Source organism: Streptomyces sp. NPDC031479 (assembly GCF_055581065.1).
Genome location: NZ_JBVIKC010000011.1, coordinates 121,406 through 140,344, shown reverse-complemented (window position 1 = coordinate 140,344; position 18,939 = coordinate 121,406). Strand labels below are relative to the sequence as shown.

Below are 18,939 nucleotides of genomic sequence, written 5' to 3'. Positions count from 1 at the left end.
AGGGCCCCGCGGACGGCTTCGTCCGCGGGGCCCTCTTTCTTCCCCTGGATCCCCGTCAGTCACCGGGGAAGTGGCAGGCCACCTCTCGGGAGGCGGCGATCTGCAGGAGCGGGCGCTCCGTGCGGCAGATGTCCTGGGCCTTGGGGCACCTGGGGTGGAAGGTGCAGCCCGGGGGCGGAGCCGCCGGGCTCGGCGGGTCGCCGAGCAGGACGATCCGCTCGCGCCGCCGCTCCGCCGCCGGGTCGGGCAGCGGGACGGCCGACAGCAGCGCCCTGGTGTAGGGGTGCTGCGGGTTCTCGTAGAGGGACTTCTTGTCCCCGATCTCGACGATCCGGCCGAGGTACATGACGGCGACCCGGTCGCTGACCCGTTTGACGACCGAGAGGTCGTGCGCGATGAACACGTAGGCGAGGCCCAGTTCCACCCGCAGCCGTTCCATCAGGTTGACGATCTGCGCCTGGACGGAGACGTCGAGGGCGGAGACCGGCTCGTCCGCCACGATGAGCCGGGGGTTGGTGGCCAGGGAGCGGGCGATGCCGATGCGCTGGGCCTGGCCGCCGGAGAACTCGTGCGGGTAGCGGTCGATGTGCTCCGGGATCAGTCCGGTCAGCTCCATCAGCTCGGCGGCCCGGCGGCGGGCGTCCGCCGCGCTCCAGCCCTGCACCAGCAGCGGGTCGGAGATGATCCGGGCCACCGTCTGGCGGGGGTTGAGGGAGGAGTGCGGGTCCTGGAAGACCATCTGGATGTTCCTGCGCAGGGGCCGCAGGGCGCCCTGGGAGAGCCGGCTGATGTCCTTGCCGTCGAAGGTGACGCTGCCGGAGGTGGGTTCCAGCAACCGCACCAGCATCCGGCCGGTGGTGGACTTGCCGCAGCCCGATTCCCCGACCAGGCCGAGGGTCCCGCCCGCCGCCAGGTCGAAGGAGATCCCGTCGACGGCCCGCACGGGCGCGCCGCGGCGGCCGGTCAGGGCGCGCCGGCCGGGGAAGGTCATGGTCAGGTCCCGGACGGAGAGCAGCGGACGCTCGGGGGTCTCGGTGCCGGTGCCGGTCATCGGACCGCCTCCTCGGGGGTGCGCGCTCCCGCGAAGTGGCAGGCCACGTCGTGCCGCGGGCCGTCCCCGTACGGGACGAACAGCGGTCGTTCCTCCGTGCAGCGGGCGGCGGCCCGGGTGCAGCGGGGGGCGAAGGCGCAGCCCGGGGCGGGGGCCAGCAGGGACGGCGGGGAGCCGGGGATGGAGGGCAGGGGGGCGTCGTCGGGGGTGTCGAGGCGGGGCAGGGAGTCGAGCAGGCCCCGGGTGTACGGGTGGGCGGGCCCGGCGAACAGTTCGTCGACGGAGGCCTGTTCGGCGGCGCGGCCGCCGTACATGACGAGCACCTCGTGGGCGACGCGGGCGACCACCCCGAGGTCATGGGTGATCATCACGACGCCGAGGCCGCGCTCCTGCTGGAGGCGGGCGATCAGCTCCAGGATCTGTGCCTGCACGGTGACGTCGAGGGCGGTGGTGGGCTCGTCGGCGATCAGCAGGTCGGGCTCGCAGGCCAGGGCCATGGCGATCATGGCGCGCTGGCGCATGCCGCCGGAGAACTGGTGCGGGTACTCCCCCGCGCGGCGGGCCGGTTCGGGGATGCCGACCTCGCCGAGCATGTCGACCGCCCGTTTGCGGGCGGCGGCCCGCCCGGCCCGGAAGTGGACCCGGAAGTGCTCGGCGATCTGCTCGCCGACGGTGTAGTAGGGGTGCAGGCTGGACAGCGGGTCCTGGAAGATCATGGCCATCCGGCGGCCGCGCACGGCGGACAGCTCCTTCTCGGAGAGTCCGGTGAGTTCCCGTCCGGCGAGGCTGACGGATCCGGTGACCTCGGCGCCGGCCCGGTGCAGGCCCATGACGGCGAGCGAGGTGACGGACTTGCCGGAGCCTGATTCGCCGACGATGCCCAGCGTGCGTCCGGCCTCGACGGTGAAGCCGAGGGAGTCGACGGCCCGGACGGTGCCGCGCGGGGTGGTGAACGTGACGCGCAGGTCGCGCACTTCGAGCAGGGGCGGTGCGGTGGTCATCAGTACCTCACCCTCGGGTCGACGACGGCGTACAGGAGGTCGACGACGAGGTTCGCGACGACGATGAAGAAGGCGGCGAGCAGGGTGACCCCGAGGACCACGGGCTGGTCGGAGCTGACGAGCGCCCCGTAGAACAGCCTGCCGATGCCGGGGAGTCCGAAGATGGACTCGGTGATCACGGCTCCGGCGAGGAGCCCGCCGAGGTCGATGCCGAAGATGGTGAGGATCGGGGTCATCCCGGAGCGCAGTCCGTGTTTGACGACGACGGTGCGCTCGGGCATGCCCTTGGCGCGGGCGGTGCGGATGTACGGCTCGGCCATCGCCTCGATCATCGAACCGCGGCTCTGGCGGGCGTACATGGCGGCGTAGAGCAGGGCGAGGGCCGTCCAGGGCAGCAGCAGGTTCGAGGCCCAGGCGAGCGGGTCGTCGGTGAGGGCCTGGTAGCTGGGGTACGGGAGCAGGTCGGCGACGCGGATGACTCCGTAGATCAGCATGACGGAGGTGAAGTAGACGGGCAGGGAGGCGGCGGCGACGGCGCCGACCATCAGTGCCTTGTCGGTGGCGGTGTCCTTGCGCAGGGCGGCGGTGACCCCGGCGCCGAGGCCGAGCAGCAGCCACAGGACGGCGGCGCCGACGGCGAGGGAGGCCGAGACGGGGAGCCGGTCCATCAGGAGGTCCCAGACGGGCAGGGAGTTCTCGTAGGAGTAGCCCAGGCACGGGAAGTCGCACTGGACGGCGAACTGTCCGGTGCCGAGGGTGCGCCCGGTGAAGATGCCGGTGAGGAAGTCGGCGAACTGCTTCCAGACGGGCTTGTCGAGGCCGAGGTACTGCCGCACGTCGGCGAGCCGTTCGGGGCTGCACGTCTTGCCGCAGGCCGCGGCGGCGGGGTCGGTGGGCAGGACGTAGAAGATGAGGAAGGTGACGGCGGCGATGGCGAGGAGCACGCCGGCGAGGGCGAGCAGGCGGCGGACCAGGTAGAGGATCACGTGCGGCCGCCCCTCGGGTCGAGGATGTCGCGCAGGGCGTCGCCGAGGAGGGTGAAGGCGAGCACGGCGAGGAAGAGGAAGACGCTCGGGATGACGAAGTACATGGGGTCGGTCTCGTAGAAGGCCACGGACTCGGCGATCATCTGGCCCCAGGAGGGGGTGGGCGGGCGCACGCCCACGCCGAGGTAGCTGAGGGCCGCCTCGGTGCTGATCATGCCGGGGATGAGCAGGGTGGTGTAGGCGATGACCGGGCCCGAGACGCCGGGGAGGATGTCGCGGGTCAGGATCCGCCAGGAGCTCGCGCCGCCGACGCGTGCGGCGTCGACGTACTCGCGGTGTTTGAGGGAGAGGGTCTGGCCGCGGACGACGCGGGCGACGCCGGGCCAGCCGAAGAGGCCGATGACGCTGGTCATCAGGACGATCCGGTTGACGTCCTTGGCCACCGACAGCATCGCGATCATGAAGATCAGCGAGGGGAAGGACATGGTGAGGTCCATGAGCCGGGACAGGACGGCGTCGGTGCGGCCGCCGAAGTAGCCGGCGGCGATCCCGGCGGCGGTGCCCGCGAGGACGACGATGGCGGTGGCGGCGAAGGCGATCAGGAGGGAGACCTGGGCGCCGTGCACGACGCGGGCGAACAGGTCGCGTCCGGTGACGGGTTCCACGCCGAGCCAGTGCTCGGGGCTGATCCCGCCGAAGGAGCCGAGGGGCTGTCCGCCGAGGTAGGGGTCGATGGCGGCCTTGTCGAACTCGTCCGGGGACCAGCCGCCGAGGGCGCCCAGCCAGGGGGCGGCCAGGGCCATCAGGACGAAGAGGAGGACGACGCCGAGGCTGACGCGGACGGCGGGGCGGCGGCGCAGTTCCCGGCGGGCGAGCTGCCAGGGGCTGCTGCCCGGGGCGGTGTCCGCGGCCGGTGTTCCGGCCGGGGCCGCCTCGGGGGCGGCGCCGGATGCGGTGGTGGTCATGGTGTCTTCGGGCTCCGGCGTCCTCAGCCCTGGCTCTTCGACGGGTCCTTGAGGCCCACGGTCCCGTAGTCGATGGTGCCGGTCCACACGGGGTGGCCGTAGGCGCCGGCGATGTTGGGGCCGACGAGCAGCGGCTTGCGCTCCAGGAGGACCGGGATGGAGGGGGACTTCTTCATGATCTCGGCGTCGAGGTCGATCCAGGCCTGGTTGGCCTGCTTGGCGTCGGCCATGGCGTTGATCTCGTCGATCCGCTTCATGGTGGCCTCGTCGCGGAACTGGGCGTAGTTGCCCTGGTTGCCCTTGTCCTTGATGGTGCGTCCGTCGAAGACGAAGGGGAGCCAGGTGGAGCCGGAGGGGTAGTCGGGGCACCAGCCGGTGTAGGTCATGTCGGGGGTGGTGGAGAGGTCGCCGATGACGTCGTAGTAGGCGCCGGGGTCGACGGTGTCGATGACGACCTCGACGCCGGCCCGGGCCAGGCCCTGCTGGATGGCCTCCGCCTTGCCCTTGTCCCCGGTGGAGACGGCGAGGGAGACCTTCAGGTGCTCCTTGCCGGCGGCCTTGAGCAGTTCCTTGGCCTTGGCGGGGTCGCCCGAGGCCGGGATCTTGAGGGTGTCGGCCTGCTTGCCTCCGGAGAGGGCCGGGGGCAGGTAGGCGGTGGCCACCTCGTTGAGGGCGGGGCCGCCGCCGGCGGTGATGATCGCCTCCTTGTCGACCGCGTACTGCATGGCCTCGCGGACCTTGGGGTCGTTGAAGGGGGCGCGTGAGTTGTTCAGGTGGAGCATGACCGTACAGCCCTGGGACTCGGCGAGCAGGCGGGCCTTGATCTCGGGCTTGGGCAGGACCTTCGGGGCGCTCTCGGGGCGCATGTTGAAGTACTCGACGGTGGAGGCGTCGGCGCCCTCGCCGGCGATGATGCGGTCGTCGACCTGCCCGCCCTTGAGGCCCATGACCACGACGAACTTGTCCGGGTAGGCCTTGCGGACGGAGTCGGTCTTCTGGTCCCAGTGCTCGTTGCGGACGAGGACCAGCTTCTTGTCGCGGTCGTACGTCTCGATCTTGTACGGGCCCGAGGAGAACGGGCGGGCGTCGTACTGGGTGCCCTTCTCCTGGGACTGCGGGACCGGCGCGAAGGTGGGCAGGGTGGCGGTCTGGGAGAACTCGGCGACGGGGCGCTTGAGTTCGAAGACGATCGTGCGGTCGTCGGGGGTCTTGACGGAGTCGAGGTGCTTGCCTTCCAGGGGGCCCTTGTAGCCCTCGGTGCCGGCCAGGTACTGGGCGGCGTAGTCGGGGCCGCCGGTGAGGTCGGGGGCGAAGGAGCGCTCGACGTTGTACTTGATGTCCTGGGCCTTGATCGGCGAGCCGTCCTCGTACTTCACGCCCTCCTTGAGGGTGAAGGTCCAGGTCTTTCCGCCGTTGGAGGGGGTGCCGAGGTCGGTGGCGAGGTCGGGGACGAGCTCGCTGCCGCCCTTGCCGGGCTCGCCCTTGAAGGTGACGAGCGTGCGGTAGAGCAGGCGGGTGCCGAAGTCCATGGCCGGCATCACCCAGTTGCGGGCGGGGTCGAGGTGGGCGAAGTCCTGGTTGGACAGGACGGTGAGGGTGCCGCCCTTCACGGGGGTGCCACCGAGGGTCTTGCCGTCGTTGGCGGCGGCCGGGTTGGCCGCGGAGGGACCGGCGTTCGCGCCCTTCTTGGGGTCGGAGCAACCCGAGGCACCGAGTGCGAGAGCGGCCACCACGGCGGTGGCGAGGGCGAGTTGGGTGCGCTTGGTCATGGGTCACTCCAGTGAAGGGCCGCGCTTTAGGATGTGACCGGTAACATAGTAATGTGAAATTGTACTGACAAGGGGTTGGCGCCCCCGTTATCCAGCCGTGTCCAAATCCGGCCGCCCGAAGGGGAGTTGGAACTGCCGGGCGGTCCCCGCAGCCCGGCTGCGGGGACCGCCCGGGGGCGCGGACCGGCTCAGTGCGGCGAACCGGCCGGTTCCATGCCCTTGTCCTTGTCCTTGTGCTTGCCCGTGGCCGGACGGAAACCGGGGTTCGTCACGCAGCCGAGGTTGCGGTAGATCCGGTCGTTCGTCTGCGGGTCGAGGCCGACGAAGTGGTACTGGCAGGCCCCCTCGATGAACCTGCCCTCGATGCCGCCGGGGAAGTCGATCTCCTTGTTCCACAGGAACGGCGACTGGAGGCCCGTCTGGCGGGCGGTGGCGTTGACGTCGATCCCGCCGGGGGCCTGGATCGCGTAGACCCAGCCGTCGTTCCCGCCGCCCGTGGCGAACTCCTGCGCCACCCACCGCTCACAACTGGTGCTCACGTGCGCGGCGTTCTGCTGCCCGGCTCCCCCGATGATCCACTGCGCCAGCGGGGTGAGGTCCGAGCCCCGCGGGGTGAAGCCGCTGTTGAAGATCGCCTGGGGGTTCGGCCGCGTGTCGCCCCGCCACAGGGTGTTCACGTCGTGCCGCCAGTACCAGGCCTCGCTCACCGCGGCGAGGTCCACCTGCGGCCGGATCCCGGGGTCCGTCGTGGTCTGCAGCCACTCCGAGGCGCGGTAGCCGCCGGTCGGGCCGCAGGGGCCGGTATCACGGATCTGCTGCGGGGTACCCGGGTACGGATCCGTCGCGGCGCCGGCGGGCGAGCCGAACGCCAGCGACACGGCGACCAGGGCGGTGGCGGAGGCAAGCCGGAATGCAGTCTTCAGCATGGCTGGGAACCCATCACTCGGTGCACATGACCTGGTGTTGGTAGACGGATTCCGGGCGGAAGCCACCTCTGTTCGTGACGATCACCCTTGGGCGCCAAGAGCTCCACCCGCCCGGCGCACTCCCCCGCTCACCGCACCGGCGGCGCGGGTGGCCCTAGATGCCCGACCCGAGACCCCCCGGGATGCGGCCGACCGGCTCGTCGCGGCCCTGCGCCCAGAGGGAACGGACATGACCGAGGTGGCGCTGCATGCAGGCCTCGGCCGCGTCGGAGTCCCCCGTGAGCATCAGGTCGAGGAGTTCGATGTGCTCCTCGGCGGAGGAGACCAGCTTGCCCGCCTCGTCCAGGCCGGTCAGGCCGTACAGGCGGGAGCGCTTGCGCAGGTCGCCGACGGTCTCCACGAGGCGGTCGTTGCCCGCCAGGGCCAGCAGGGAGAGGTGGAAGCGGCGGTCGGCCTCCAGGTACCCGATGAGGTTGTGCTCGCGGGCGCTGGTGACGATCTCCTCGGCGATGGGGCGCAGGGCCTCCAGCTGTTCGGCCGTGGCGATCTTCGTGATCCGCCCGACGGTCGGCACCTCGATCATCGTCCGCAGTTCCGTGTACTGGTCGAGGTCGCGCTCGCTGACCTCGGTGATCCGGAACCCCTTGTTGCGGACCGGCTCGACCAGGCCCTCCCGGGCCAGGTCGAGCATGGCCTCGCGCACGGGCGTGGCCGAGACGCCGAGTTCGGCGGCGAGGCCGGGGGCCGAGTACACGCTCCCGGGGCGCAGTTCCCCGGCGATCAGGGCCGCTCGGAGGGCGTGGCCGACCTGGTCGCGGAGCCGTTCCTGGGCCTTGATGAGACTGTGCTGCTTCAGGTCACCCATGTGCTTTTCCTCCGAGACCCCCGACACCGCGACGAGCAGAGGAACAGCGTACAATGTCACGTTGCGCTACTCGTCCCTGCGGCCCGGAACAGTGCGACCGCCACTGCGAGATCTTCCCAGGCCATGCCCACGCTCTTGAAGAGCTGTGGACAACCGGTCCGCCCTCCCGGGGAAATCCGCCCGGTGACCAGGTCGGCGAGCGTTCCGCTGATATGACCGGGCCCGATCGCCCCCTCCGCCTCCGGGACCAGCAGGTCCCCCGCCTCGCGCAGGGCCGCCGCGCGTGACTCCACGTACACGGCCGCGCGCCGCACGAGGGCCGTGTCCGTCTCGCGGGCGCCCGGTTCGTGCGAGCCCACGGCCACCACCAGCGCGCCCGGGGCCACCAGGCGCCCGTCGAACAGCGGCTCGCGGGCCGTGGTGCAGCAGACCACCAGGTCCGCACCGGCCACGTCCGCCGCGGTGCCGGTGCGCGCCGCGACACCCCGCCCACGGGCGTACGCGACGAGCGCCCCCGCCCGTCCGGGGTCGCGGGCGACGACCACCGCCTCCGCCGGCTCCCGCTCCGCGAGCACCGCGTCGAGGTGACCGTAGGCCTGGGGCCCGGAGCCGAACAGCACCAGCCGCCCCGCCGGCCCGGCCGGGGCCAGGTGGCGCAGCGCCAGCGCGGAGACCGCCGGGGTGCGCAGGGCCGTCAGGGCCGCGCCGTCGAACAGGGCCACCGGACACAGGGTCGCCCCGTCGAGGAGCAGGTAGCTTCCGGTGATCCGGGGCAGGCCGCGCTCCGGGTTGCCCGGGGCCACCCCGGCGATCTTCACCCCCGCGTACTCCGCCGACGCGGCGGGCATCAGCAGCAGTTCGCCGCCCGGCGCGGGCAGGGAGCTGCGCTGCGGGCAGCCCTCCGGATCGAGCCCGGCGCGCAGGGCCTCGGCGAGGGCGTCGGCCGCCCCGGCGGGGGTGAGCAGACCCGCGATCCGCCCGGCGTCGTACTGCGGCAGCGCGGGCACCGGGTGGGCGGGCACCGGGTGGGCCGTCACAGCAGGAACCCCGTGCCGAGGGCGTCGTGCGGATCGACGGTGAAGGTGTGCTCGCCGGTGCGGTAGGCCGTGCCGGTGACCTCCGTGACCCCGCCCTCCAGCATCCGGCCGGTGAACACCGTGCCCACCACCGACTCGTGCAGCAGGTCCTCCCCCGGCCCGAGCCGCCCGTCCTCCGCGAGCAGGGCGAGCCGGGCCGAGGTGCCGGAACCGCAGGGGGAGCGGTCGATCTGCCCGTCCGCGAAGACGGTGACGTTGCGCTGGTACGGCCCGAAGGGGGTGTCGGGCAGCTCCTCGTAGAGGACCACCCCGTACACCCCGGACAGCAGCGGCCCGCCCGGGTGCCAGGTGGCGGGATGGGTGGCCAGTGCGGCCCGGATCTCCTGCCCGGCGCGCACCAGGTCGGGCAGCGCGGCGCGCGACACGTCCAGGCCGAGGTCCCGGGCGGCGACGGAGGCGTAACAGGCCCCGGCGTGCGCGATGTCCACCTCGGCGAGGCCCAGCGTGGTGGCCACCGGGACCTTCCGGGCGCCCACCCGGGCGGGGACGTTGCGGAAGGTGACTCCCGTGGTGCGGCCCCCGTCGCGGTGGACGGTGGCCCCGACCCGACCCGAGGGGACGTCGATCCGCACCTGGACGTCCCCGTCGTGCGGCACCGGGACCCGCCCGGTCTCCACCGCCCAGACGCCGAGCGCCATGGTGCCGTGGCCGCACGCGGTGGAGTAGCCGTCCTTGTGCCAGAACAGCACCCCGAAGTGCGCCCCGTCGTCGTCCGGGGGGACCACGAACCCGCCGTACATCCCGGCGTGCCCGCGCGGCTCCTGCACGAGCAGGCGCCGTACGTCGTCCAGCGCGCTCCGCCTCGGCGCGGTCCCGGAACCCCCGGGGCCGATGACCGTGGCGCAGCGCTCGGCGACGGTGTCCCCGGGGGCGGGCGCGATGTCGCCCGCCGCGAGGTCGACGATCCGGAAGGGCTCCCCCGCCGTGTGGTAGTCGGTGGTGCGGACGCTGATCACAGCAGGAACCCTCCGGGGAAGGGGTCGGTCGGGTCGAGGAAGTACTGGGCGGTGCCCGTGATCCAGGCCCGGCCGGTGACGGTGGGGACCACGGCCGGGAGGCCGCCGACGGTGGTCCGCCCCGTGAGGCGGCCGGTGAACTCGGTCCCGATGAAGGACTCGTTGACGAAGTCGGTGTCGAGTTCGAGCAGGCCGCGGGCGTGCAACTGGGCCATGCGCGCGCTGGTCCCCGTACCGCAGGGCGAGCGGTCGAACCAGCCCGGGTGGATGGCCATGGCGTGCCGGGAGCGGCGGGCGTCCGAGCCGGGGGCGGCGAGGTAGACGTGCTTGACGCCGGCGATCGCCGGGTCCTCGGGGTGGACGGGCCGGTCCGGACCGCCGTTGATCGCGTCCATGATCGCCAGGCCCGCGGCGATCAGGTCCTCCTTGCGGGAGCGGTCGAAGGGGAGGCCGAGGGCGTCCAGCTCGACGAAGGCGTAGAAGTTGCCCCCGTAGGCGAGGTCGTAGGTGACCGTGCCGTAGCCGGGGACCTCGGCCTTCAGGTCGAGACCGACGCTGAAGGCCGGGACGTTGGTGAGGGTGACGGCGGTGGCCGCGCCGTCCTCGACCCGTACGTCCACGCTGACCAGACCGGCCGGGGTGTCGAGCCGGACCGTGGTGACCGGCTCGACGACCGGGACCATGCCGGTCTCGACCAGGACGGTGGCCACCCCGATCGTGCCGTGCCCGCACATCGGCAGCAGGCCCGACACCTCGATGTAGAGCACGCCGAAATCGGCGTCGGGCCGGGTGGGCGGCTGGAGGATGGCGCCGCTCATCGCCGCGTGGCCGCGCGGCTCGTACATGAGCAGGGTGCGGACGTGGTCCGTGTGCTCCATGAAGTGGAGCCGCTTCTCGGCCATGGTGGAGCCCGGGATCACCCCGACTCCCCCGGTGATCACCCGGGTGGGCATGCCCTCGGTGTGCGAGTCCACCGCGTGGTAGATGTGGCGCGTGCGCATGGGTTTCCCTCTGGTCGGGGCCCGGTTCGGGGCCTGGTTGACGCTAGTTCAGGCCTTCGGCGAGAGCCTTCTCGGTCGCGGCGCGCACCGAGGCCTCGATCTCGCCCGAGAGCGGGAAGCGGGGCGGCCGGGTGGCCCCGCCGGGACGGCCGGCCAGGTCCATGGAGAGCTTGATGGCCTGGACGAACTCGGTCTTGGAGTCCCAGCGCAGCAGCGAGTGCAGGGACTTGTAGAGCGGCAGGGCCGTGGCGAGGTCTCCTGCGACGGCGGCCTGGTAGAGGGTGGCGCAGGAGCGCGGCAGGGCGTTGGGGTACCCGGCGATCCAGCCGACGGCGCCCGCGAGGGCGAGTTCGAGCAGGACGTCGTCGGCGCCGATGAGCAGGTCGAGGCCCGGGGCGAGCTCGGCGATCTCGTAGCCGCGGCGGACGTCCCCGCTGAACTCCTTGACGGCGACGATGCTGCCGTCGCCGTGCAGGCGGGCGAGCAGTGCCGGCGTCAGGTCCACCTTGGTGTCGATGGGGTTGTTGTACGCGACGACGGGCAGCCCGGCGCCGGCGACCTCCGCGTAGTGGGCGCGGACGGTGGCCTCGTCGGCGCGGAAGGCGTTGGGCGGCAGGAGCAGGACGGATCCCGCGCCGGCCTCGGCGGCCTGCTCCGCCCAGCGGCGGGCCTCGGCGCTGCCGTACGCGGCGACGCCGGGCATGACGCGGGCGCCGTCACCGGCGGCCTCGACGGCGGTGCGCACGACGCGGGCCCGCTCCTCGTCGGTGAGGGTCTGGTACTCGCCGAGGGAGCCGTTGGGCACGACGCCGTCGCAGCCCTCGGCGATCAGCCAGGCCACGTGCTCACCGTAGGCGTCGAAGTCGACGCTCAGGTCCTCGCGCAGCGGGAGGGCGGTGGCGACCATGATGCCGTGCCAGGGGCGCGTGCGGGTGTCGGGACGGGGCGCGGGGGTGGGCGCGTGGTTCATGAGCAGACTCCCTAGTGTGGTGTGTGACATTTTACTAGTGGGTATGAGGTGGCCACAAGGGCCAGGAGTGCCCGATCAGCGGGCGGAGGGGGGAAGTTCGGTGTCGGGCGGCGCGGGCAGCGCGGCCAGGTGGCGCAGCGGAACGGGGCAGGACAGCGGACGCCGGTCGGGCGCGGGGTCCTCCCCGGCCAGCGCGGCGACGGCCGGACCGCACATCCGCCCCTGGCACCAGCCCATCCCGGCCCGGGTGAGCAGTTTGACGGTACGGGCGTCCCGCGCGCCGAGCTCGGCGACGGCCTCGCGGATCCCGCCCGCCGGGACCTCCTCGCAGCGGCAGACGGTGGCCGCGTCGGGCAGCCAGTCCGTCCATCCCGCGCCGGGACGGTGGGCGGCGGCCATCGCCCCGGCGAAGGCCCGCAGCCTGGCCCGGGTCCGGGTGAGGGAGGGCGCGACGGGCGCCCCCGCGATCGCGTGCGCGGCGATCTCCCCCTCGGTCAGGGCCAGCTGGGCACCGCCGATGCCGCCGGTCTCGCCGGCCGACCAGATGCCGGGCACCGAGGTGCGCTGCGCCGCGTCCAGGTCCAGGGCGACCGTACCGTCGGGGGCCAGGAGGGTGTCGCAGCCGAGGGCGGTGGCCAGTTCCAGCTGGGGCACCAGCCCGTGGCCCACGGCCAGGGCGTCGCAGGGGATCCTGCGGGCGGTGCCGGGCAGCGGGCGCCAGTCCCGGTCGAGGCGGGCGACCGTGACGGCCTCCACCCGGCCCCGGCCGTGCGCCTCGGTCACCGCGTGCCGGGTCAGCAGGCGGATGCCGTGGCGCGCCAGGGCGCCCCCGTACACGGCGCCTTCGGCGAGCTTGGCCGGGTTGCGCAGCAGGGCGCGGGCCTGCGGGGCGTACGCCGTGTACGAGGCCGCCTCGACGACGGCGGGCACGGCGGCCCCGGCGGCGGCGAGGGAGCCGGCCACCGCGAGCAGCAGCGGGCCGCTCCCGGCGACGACGACGCGGCTGCCGGGCAGCACGAGGCCGCCCTTGAGCATGGCCTGCGCCCCGCCCGCGCCGACGACCCCGGGCAGGTTCCAGCCGGGGAACGGCAGTTGCCGCTCGTAGGCGCCGGTGGCGAGCAGGACGGCGCGGGCGCCGAAGGCGGCCGGCCGCTCCTCGGGGCCGGCGACGGCGTGCAGGGTCCAGCCGTCGGCGCCGTCCGGGACCACCGTCCAGACGTGGTGGAAGGGGTGGTGGGCGATCCGGCCCGCCGCCACGTGGGCGCGCAGGGCGGCTTCGCGCGCGGTGAAGGCCCGCCAGTCGTGGTGCAGGGCCTGGGGGCGGAGGGCTCCGAGGCCGGGGGCCGGGTGGCGGTAGAACTGGCCGCCGGGGCGCTCCCCCGCGTCGAGGAGGGTGACGCGCAGGCCGAGCCGGGCCGCGGTGACGGCGGCGGCGAGTCCGGCGGGGCCGGCGCCCACGACGGCGAGATCGGCCGGGGGCGCGGGGACCGCGGCGTGGGCGGCCCGGTCAGACGGCGAGGTCGGCATGTCCGGTGCCCTCCTGGGTGGTGACGGAGTCTCCGGGGCGGGCCGGGACGAGGCAGGCCCGTTGGTTCGGGCGGCCGTTGACGGTGACGAGGCAGTCGTAGCAGGCACCGATGCCGCAGAACGCCCCGCGCGGGGAGCCGCCTTCGCGGGTGGTGCGCCAGGCGAGGATCCCGGCGTTCCAGAGGACGGCGGCGATGCTCTGGCCTTCCTGGGCGGTCAGTTCACGGCCGTCGAAGGTGACCGGGTACGTGGCCGCCGGGGTGCCGCCTACCAGCGAGCGGGGGCTGCGCATCAGCGGGGTCTCCTCGGGGTCTTGCCTTGTGGGGCGGGGTCGGGGGTGGCGGGGTCGGGGGTTGGCGGGGTCTGCGCTGGGTGGGGTGGGCCGGGGCTGGGTGCCGTCCGGGACCGCGTGGTTCGTGGCGCCCCGTCCGGGGCTGCGCCGGCGCACCGGTACCTCGCGCCACCACATCACGCTCTACGTCCCGGACGGCGCCCCGTCCCGCCCCCGGCCCGGGTCGCCCTCGGAATCCGGGTCCGGGGCATCGAAGCGGTCCGGGCGGAACGGCGTCGGGTCCAGGGCGGGGTCGGTTCCGGTGAGGGAGGCGGCGATGAGGGCGCCCGTGGCCGGGGCCAGGCCGATGCCGGCGCCCTCGTGGCCGCAGGCGTGGAAGAGGCCCGGTACGCGGGGGTCGGGGCCGATCGCCGGAAGGTGGTCGGGGAGGTAGGGGCGGAAGCCGTGGTAGGTGCGCAGGACGCGGGTGTCCGCCAGGACCGGGAAGAGCGCCGCCGCCTGGCGGGCGAGCCGGCGCAGGGCCTCGGTGGACAGGGTCCGGTCGAAGCCGACCCGTTCGCGGGTCGCGCCGATCAGGACGGGGCCCGACGGGGTGCCCTCCACCACCGCCGAGGACTGCAGGGCCGCGGAGTCGCTGGCGACGTCGGCGATGTAGTCGGCGGCGTAGACCTTGTGGCGGACCACCCGGGGCAGGGGTTCGGTGACCAGGACGAAGCCGCGGCGCGGCATGACCGGCAGGGTGGTTCCCGCGAGGGAGGCGATGTGGCCGCCCCAGGTGCCCGCCGCGTTGAGCACCGCCGGTGCAAGGAGGGTGCGGCGGGGCGTGCGGACGCCGACGGCTCGGCCGCCCCGCAGGAGCACTTCGGTGACCTCCTCGCCGAGGTAGCGGTCGGCGCCGGACGCGGCCAGCAGGCGGGCCGCGGCCTGGGCCGGGTGGACCTGGGCGTCCTGGGGGTAGTGGAAGCCTCCCGCCTGCCCCGGGGCCAGGTGCGGCTCCAGGTCGCGCAGGGCGTCCGGCCCCACCTCGGTGGAGGTCACGCCCGCGGCGCGCTGGCCGTCCGCGAAGGTGCGGAGCTCCTTGAGGGTGGTCTCGTCGGGGGCGACGACCAGGCCGCCCTTGGGCTCGTACTCGGTCTCCCGCGGGAGGACCTCCGCCAGTTCCCGCCAGAGCCGGGCCGACAGGAGCGCGAGGTCGAGCTCCGGGCCGGCCTCCTTGTCGGAGACGAGCAGGTTGCCCTCGCCGGCACCGGTCGTGCCGCCAGCGACGGGGCCGCGGTCGACGACGGCCACGGAGAGCCCGCGGCGGCTCGCGTAGTACGCGCACGCGGCGCCGACGACACCGGCGCCGATGATCACGACGTCCGGGGAGTGGTTCTGGGACACGACAGTAATATGTCACATTCTTTAGGGGCTGCCTAGGCATGCCGGAGGGGATGCCCCGGGCCGGTCCCGCCCCCCGCGGGAATCGGGACCGGCCCGGTGGCCGTCAGCTGCGCAGGGGACCCTCACAGCTGAACGAGGAGGTGCCCGCGACCTTGCTGTCCCAGATCTCCACCGGAGCGAAGGAGCAGTTCATGTCGGCCAGGTTGTTGGAGGCCGCGCCCGCCCGGTCGAGGATGAAGTAGTCCACCGTCTCGGACATGTCCTTGAAGTTCTGGTCGTCGCTGCGCCAGTTCTTCAGGTTGGCGGTGATCCGGCCGGTACAGGTGAAGCGGCGCTTGCCGGGGTCGCCGTTCTCCACGCAGTCCGGGGTGTTGTACGTGGCCGCCGCGAAGGCGGACTTGACCGAGGAGAGCGCGGAGTCGCGCAGCTGGTCGTTGGCGGTGAAGGTGGTGTTCGGGACGTAGAGCTGGTCCACCTTGGCGATCTGCGCGTCCAGGAAGGTGTTGTAGTCGCGCTGGAGGTAGGTGTCCGACCCCATGCGGTTGCGCCAGGCGTCGTAGCCCGCGACGTCGTTGGCGCGCAGGTAGCCGTACATCTCGCGCAGCAGGGAGGGCTTCTCGGTCCACAGGAACTCGAAGAACGTGCCCGCGTAGTTGTAGAAGCGGAACCCGTCGCCGTCGTACGTGGCGTTGAGCAGCTGCTGGACGCTCATGCGGGGGCCGCCACCGGAGGTGTCGTTGATGATGCCCCGGACCAGGGACTTGCGGACGGCGATGCCGTTGTCGCGGGTGGCGCCGTCGAAGAACTCGGCGGTGCCCTCGTCCATGGCGGTGGTGCGGTCGCCCTGGTACCAGGGGCCCTGGCCGAAGGAGCCGGGGACGGCGAAGCGGCCGTTGAGGTAGTGCGTGTACTCGTGGCGGAAGAGCTCTTCGAGGGTGAGGGAGGAGTCCTGCGGGACGCGGCGCTGGTAGGTGTAGAAGGTGGCGCCGTTCTCGATGTAGATGCCGCCGTTGTTGGTGCCGTAGCCGGTGAGGAGGGGGTGGTAGTTCTCGTAGTCGGCGCGGGAGGCGTAGAGCACGATGTTCAGGGTGGTGTTCGTGTCGCCGGCCAGGGGCTGGTCGGTGCCGATGACGCGGTGGAACTGCGTCTTGACCTGCTTGCTCGCGTAGTAGAGCTGGTCGACGGTGGCCCGGTCGAGGGCGGTGCGGACCTTGATGCCGCCGTTGTCGTAGGTGTAGGTGTTCGGGAAGAGCTGCTTCTCGATGTCCTCCTTGCACACCCCGTACTGCTTGCAGGCCTCGTAGAGGTTCAGCCAGGAGACGGCCTTGGCCCAGGGCTCGGTGCCGAAGGTGGACTTGAGCGGCTGCAGCATGGCGCCGAGGTCGGTGACCACCTGGCCCTTGAGGCCGTCGACCTGGCCGAAGCGGCCGTACTCGCTGATCGCGTCGCGCACCACCCAGGCGTTGGCCGTGCCCTTGAGGTGGGTGTAGCCGGCGAAGGCCTTGAAGGTGGCGCGGTAGGCGGCGTCGCCCGCGACCGCGGAGTGGAAGGCGGCGTCCTGGTTGCCCGGGTAAACGCCCAGGTAGTTGACGGACAGCGCGGAGAGCGCGGCGCCCGCCCAGCCGGCGTCGAGGTTGGTGGCCGGGTGGGACGGGTCCATGGTGGCCAGGACCCGCTTGATGAGGCCTAGCTGGTGCTGGCGCAGCCCCGGGGCGCTGCCGGCGTAGAGGGCCTCGCGCAGGGTGCGGGCGTTGGTGGCCGTCACGTCGAAGGTGCGGGCGGCGTCACCGAAGTCGGCGATGGCCCGGCGCATCGCGTCGACGGTGGGGGCGTCGGTGACGTCGATCTCGGAGCGCGAGTAGTCGTGGTACACGACGGCGTGCAGGTAGGTGAACATCTCCTCCAGGTGGGAGGAGTTACGGCCGTCGTGGGCGGCGGCCAGGCTGGATATCCGGCGGGAGACGGCCTGGACGTGCGCGTCGGACATGACCGGCGCCAGGCGCGCGTCCCAGGTCCAGATGAGGTTGCGCAGGCAGCCGTCGGCGGTGACGGCCGGGTCGGCGAGGAAGTCGGCGAACCGGTCCGGCGAGAGGCCGGTGATCCCGTCAAGGGTGCAGGGGACGCCCGCGGCGACGCTGCGCGCGGTGGGTGCGGCCTGGGCGGAGGCCGCCTTGCGGCTCTTCTCCGCGCGCTCGGCGGACGCGGAGGAGCCCGGGGCCGAGACGGCCGGGGCGGCGCCGGGCACCCTGCCGTCGGTGACGGACTTGCCGCCGGGGGCGGGGGCGGGCGCCGGGACGAGCTCCTGGGCGTCGGCCCGGTGGTCGACCTCGTCGAAGGGGTTCGGCGTCGTGGTGCCGGTGGCGCCCGGGGCTCCCGAGGTGAAGGCGGCGGGTGCGGAGGCACCGGTCGCGGCGAGGGGGGTGCCCCGCTCCGCGGCCTGGGTCACGGCCTGGCCGGCGGTGGCGAGGAGGGTGACCGCCACGGCGGCGGAGAGGAGGGACGTACGCACAACTCTGTGCTGGGACACCGAGAGCTCCTGGTGGGGATGGAGGTGGGGGAAATGGTGCGTGAACTGCCCTGCTTCACACGGCGTTTGACGGGGATTAACGTGCCGCGATGTGAGCTGTAACATAGTAATGTGAAATTGCACTGGCAAGCCCTGTGCGCCCACCAGTTCGGTACTTCTTGAGGGAGCCTCCGTGAGCGACACCTCCGCCCGCCTCAACACCGGCAGCCACGATCTGCCCGTATCAGCAGAGTTGTCCCGGTTCATGGCCGGAAACTGGGCGGCCACCCCGCTTCCCGCCGCCGCCCGCGTCCCCTCGCACGCCGTCACCCCGGCCCGCCGCGCCAGGCTCTCGGCGCGCTTCCCCGGCGAGCGGCTGCTCATCCCGGCCGGCGAACTGATGGTCCGCTCCAACGACGCCGACTTCCGTTTCCGGCCCCACAGCGCGTACGCCTGGCTGACCGGACTGACGGGCGAGGACCAGGCCGGGCACGTCCTGGCCCTGGAGCCGTCCGGCCCGAACGGGCACGAGGCCGTGCTGTACCTGAGGCCGCGCTCGCCCCGGGCAAACGGGAACGAGGAGTTCTTCCGCGACCGCCGCTACGGCGAGTTCTGGGTGGGGCGCCGCCCGGACCTCGCGGAGGCCGAGCGGCTGACCGGCATCCGCTGCGCGCACCTGGACACCCTGGGGGAGCCGCCGGCCCGCAACGCCGCCACGGACGGCGAACTGGCCGCCGCGCTCTCCGAGTTGCGGCTGGTCAAGGACGCATGGGAGATCGACCAGCTGCAGCTGGCCGTGGACCACACGGCGGCCGGCTTCGAGGACGTCGTACGGGCCCTGCCGCAGGCGTTCGCGCACCCGCGCGGGGAGCGCTGGATCGAGGGGGTGTTCGGACTGCGCGCCCGGGCGGAGGGCAACGGGACCGGCTACAGCACGATCGCGGCCTCGGGAGCCCATGCGGGCATCCTGCACTGGATCCACAACGACGGCCGGCTCAACCGGGACGAACTGCTCCTCCTGGACGCGGGCGTGGAGACCGACACCCTCTACACGGCCGACATCACCCGCACCCTCCCGCTGTCCGGGCGCTTCTCCCCCGTCCAGCGGCAGGTCTACGAACTGGTGCTGGCCGCACAGGAGGCGGGCATCGCGGCGCTGCGGCCGGGGGCGAGGTTCGGGGACTTCCACCGGGCCGGCATGAAGGTCATCGCGGAGGGGCTCGCGGAGTGGGGCGTGCTGAAGAACGCCGAGGGTGACCTGCACCGGCGGTACTCGCTGTGCAGCAGCGGGCACATGCTGGGGCTGGACGTCCACGACTGCGCGAAGGCGCGGGCCGAAACGTACCTGGAGGGCGTCCTGGAGGAGGGCCAGGTGCTGACCGTCGAGCCCGGCCTCTACCTCCAGCCGGACGACGAGACGCTGCCGGCCGAGCTGCGCGGGGTGAGCGTGCGCATCGAGGACGACCTGGTCATCACCGCCGACGGGGCGCGGCTCATGTCGGGGGCCCTGCCGCGGACGGTCGCGGGCGTGGAGGAGTGGATGGGCACCCTCCTGGACTCCGCGGGCTCCTGACGCCGCGCCCGCACCCCGCCCCCCGGCCCTTGCGGCACGGGGCCGGGGGGGTTGGGGCGGCGGGGGGCGGG

General features: G+C 73.1%; 16 protein-coding genes. 1 reads left to right on the top strand and 15 read right to left on the bottom strand.

Features of this window, described 5'->3' with window-relative positions:
* Positions 1-55: 55 nt before the first annotated feature.
* The 15 genes from ACZ5D2_RS15190 to ACZ5D2_RS15120 form a co-directional block, all read right to left on the bottom strand.
* Entirely contained in the window at positions 56-1,051 is a 996-nt protein-coding gene (locus ACZ5D2_RS15190) for an ABC transporter ATP-binding protein (RefSeq protein ID WP_371676176.1), read from the bottom strand.
* Positions 1,048-2,052, bottom strand: coding sequence for an ABC transporter ATP-binding protein (locus ACZ5D2_RS15185; RefSeq protein WP_371676177.1), 1,005 nt, complete (start codon positions 2,050-2,052; stop codon positions 1,048-1,050). Before ACZ5D2_RS15185 ends, ACZ5D2_RS15190 begins: the two co-directional genes overlap by 4 nt.
* Entirely contained in the window at positions 2,052-3,038 is a 987-nt protein-coding gene (locus tag ACZ5D2_RS15180; protein ID WP_371676178.1) for an ABC transporter permease, read from the bottom strand. The genes ACZ5D2_RS15185 and ACZ5D2_RS15180 overlap by 1 nt, the downstream gene beginning before the upstream one ends.
* Positions 3,035-4,003 carry an ABC transporter permease gene (locus ACZ5D2_RS15175; RefSeq protein ID WP_371676179.1) on the bottom strand — a complete coding sequence of 323 codons (969 nt, stop codon included), beginning with the start codon at positions 4,001-4,003 and terminating at the stop codon, positions 3,035-3,037. The genes ACZ5D2_RS15180 and ACZ5D2_RS15175 overlap by 4 nt, the downstream gene beginning before the upstream one ends.
* Before the next feature lie 23 nt (positions 4,004-4,026).
* A complete protein-coding gene (locus tag ACZ5D2_RS15170; protein WP_371676180.1) occupies positions 4,027-5,772 on the bottom strand; it encodes an ABC transporter substrate-binding protein in 1,746 nt (581 codons plus the stop codon).
* A gap of 188 nt (positions 5,773-5,960) precedes the next feature.
* Complete coding sequence (locus ACZ5D2_RS15165) at positions 5,961-6,698, bottom strand: scabin-related ADP-ribosyltransferase (RefSeq protein WP_371676181.1); 738 nt, start codon at positions 6,696-6,698, stop codon at positions 5,961-5,963.
* A gap of 154 nt (positions 6,699-6,852) precedes the next feature.
* Entirely contained in the window at positions 6,853-7,563 is a 711-nt protein-coding gene (locus tag ACZ5D2_RS15160; protein WP_037688398.1) for a GntR family transcriptional regulator, read from the bottom strand.
* 56 nt (positions 7,564-7,619) lie between these two features.
* Positions 7,620-8,600: an ornithine cyclodeaminase family protein gene (locus tag ACZ5D2_RS15155; RefSeq protein WP_468929442.1), complete on the bottom strand. Its 981-nt coding sequence runs from the start codon at positions 8,598-8,600 to the stop codon at positions 7,620-7,622.
* Positions 8,597-9,616, bottom strand: coding sequence for a proline racemase family protein (locus tag ACZ5D2_RS15150; RefSeq protein ID WP_468929440.1), 1,020 nt, complete (start codon positions 9,614-9,616; stop codon positions 8,597-8,599). Before ACZ5D2_RS15150 ends, ACZ5D2_RS15155 begins: the two co-directional genes overlap by 4 nt.
* Positions 9,613-10,617: a proline racemase family protein gene (locus ACZ5D2_RS15145; RefSeq protein ID WP_371676184.1), complete on the bottom strand. Its 1,005-nt coding sequence runs from the start codon at positions 10,615-10,617 to the stop codon at positions 9,613-9,615. Before ACZ5D2_RS15145 ends, ACZ5D2_RS15150 begins: the two co-directional genes overlap by 4 nt.
* Before the next feature lie 43 nt (positions 10,618-10,660).
* The gene (locus ACZ5D2_RS15140) at positions 10,661-11,587 is read right to left on the bottom strand and encodes a dihydrodipicolinate synthase family protein (RefSeq protein WP_371676185.1); all 927 of its coding nucleotides are present in this window, start codon (positions 11,585-11,587) and stop codon (positions 10,661-10,663) included.
* 75 nt (positions 11,588-11,662) lie between these two features.
* Positions 11,663-13,114, bottom strand: coding sequence for an FAD/NAD(P)-dependent oxidoreductase (locus ACZ5D2_RS15135; protein ID WP_468929435.1), 1,452 nt, complete (start codon positions 13,112-13,114; stop codon positions 11,663-11,665).
* Complete coding sequence (locus ACZ5D2_RS15130) at positions 13,095-13,406, bottom strand: (2Fe-2S)-binding protein (protein WP_266843208.1); 312 nt, start codon at positions 13,404-13,406, stop codon at positions 13,095-13,097. Before ACZ5D2_RS15130 ends, ACZ5D2_RS15135 begins: the two co-directional genes overlap by 20 nt.
* A 183-nt stretch (positions 13,407-13,589) precedes the next feature.
* On the bottom strand, positions 13,590-14,789 hold the full coding sequence (locus tag ACZ5D2_RS15125; protein WP_468929432.1) for an NAD(P)/FAD-dependent oxidoreductase: 1,200 nt from the start codon (positions 14,787-14,789) through the stop codon (positions 13,590-13,592).
* A gap of 103 nt (positions 14,790-14,892) precedes the next feature.
* Positions 14,893-17,316 carry a collagenase gene (locus ACZ5D2_RS15120; protein ID WP_468929429.1) on the bottom strand — a complete coding sequence of 808 codons (2,424 nt, stop codon included), beginning with the start codon at positions 17,314-17,316 and terminating at the stop codon, positions 14,893-14,895.
* A gap of 172 nt (positions 17,317-17,488) precedes the next feature.
* On the opposite strand from ACZ5D2_RS15120, the gene ACZ5D2_RS15115 reads away from it, so the two are divergent.
* Entirely contained in the window at positions 17,489-18,868 is a 1,380-nt protein-coding gene (locus ACZ5D2_RS15115; RefSeq protein WP_371676189.1) for an aminopeptidase P family protein, read from the top strand.
* Positions 18,869-18,939 lie beyond the last annotated feature (71 nt).

What these genes read in the sequence shown, in the direction of transcription:
- ACZ5D2_RS15160 (WP_037688398.1), bottom strand. Translation starts at nt 7,563, where the DNA reads ATGGGTGACCTGAAGCAGCACAGTCTCATCAAGGCCCAGGAACGGCTC.
- ACZ5D2_RS15185 (WP_371676177.1), bottom strand. Translation starts at nt 2,052, where the DNA reads ATGACCACCGCACCGCCCCTGCTCGAAGTGCGCGACCTGCGCGTCACG.
- ACZ5D2_RS15145 (WP_371676184.1), bottom strand. Translation starts at nt 10,617, where the DNA reads ATGCGCACGCGCCACATCTACCACGCGGTGGACTCGCACACCGAGGGC.
- ACZ5D2_RS15130 (WP_266843208.1), bottom strand. Translation starts at nt 13,406, where the DNA reads ATGCGCAGCCCCCGCTCGCTGGTAGGCGGCACCCCGGCGGCCACGTAC.
- ACZ5D2_RS15140 (WP_371676185.1), bottom strand. Translation starts at nt 11,587, where the DNA reads ATGAACCACGCGCCCACCCCCGCGCCCCGTCCCGACACCCGCACGCGC.
- ACZ5D2_RS15190 (WP_371676176.1), bottom strand. Translation starts at nt 1,051, where the DNA reads ATGACCGGCACCGGCACCGAGACCCCCGAGCGTCCGCTGCTCTCCGTC.
- ACZ5D2_RS15175 (WP_371676179.1), bottom strand. Translation starts at nt 4,003, where the DNA reads ATGACCACCACCGCATCCGGCGCCGCCCCCGAGGCGGCCCCGGCCGGA.
- ACZ5D2_RS15165 (WP_371676181.1), bottom strand. Translation starts at nt 6,698, where the DNA reads ATGCTGAAGACTGCATTCCGGCTTGCCTCCGCCACCGCCCTGGTCGCC.
- ACZ5D2_RS15170 (WP_371676180.1), bottom strand. Translation starts at nt 5,772, where the DNA reads ATGACCAAGCGCACCCAACTCGCCCTCGCCACCGCCGTGGTGGCCGCT.
- ACZ5D2_RS15135 (WP_468929435.1), bottom strand. Translation starts at nt 13,114, where the DNA reads ATGCCGACCTCGCCGTCTGACCGGGCCGCCCACGCCGCGGTCCCCGCG.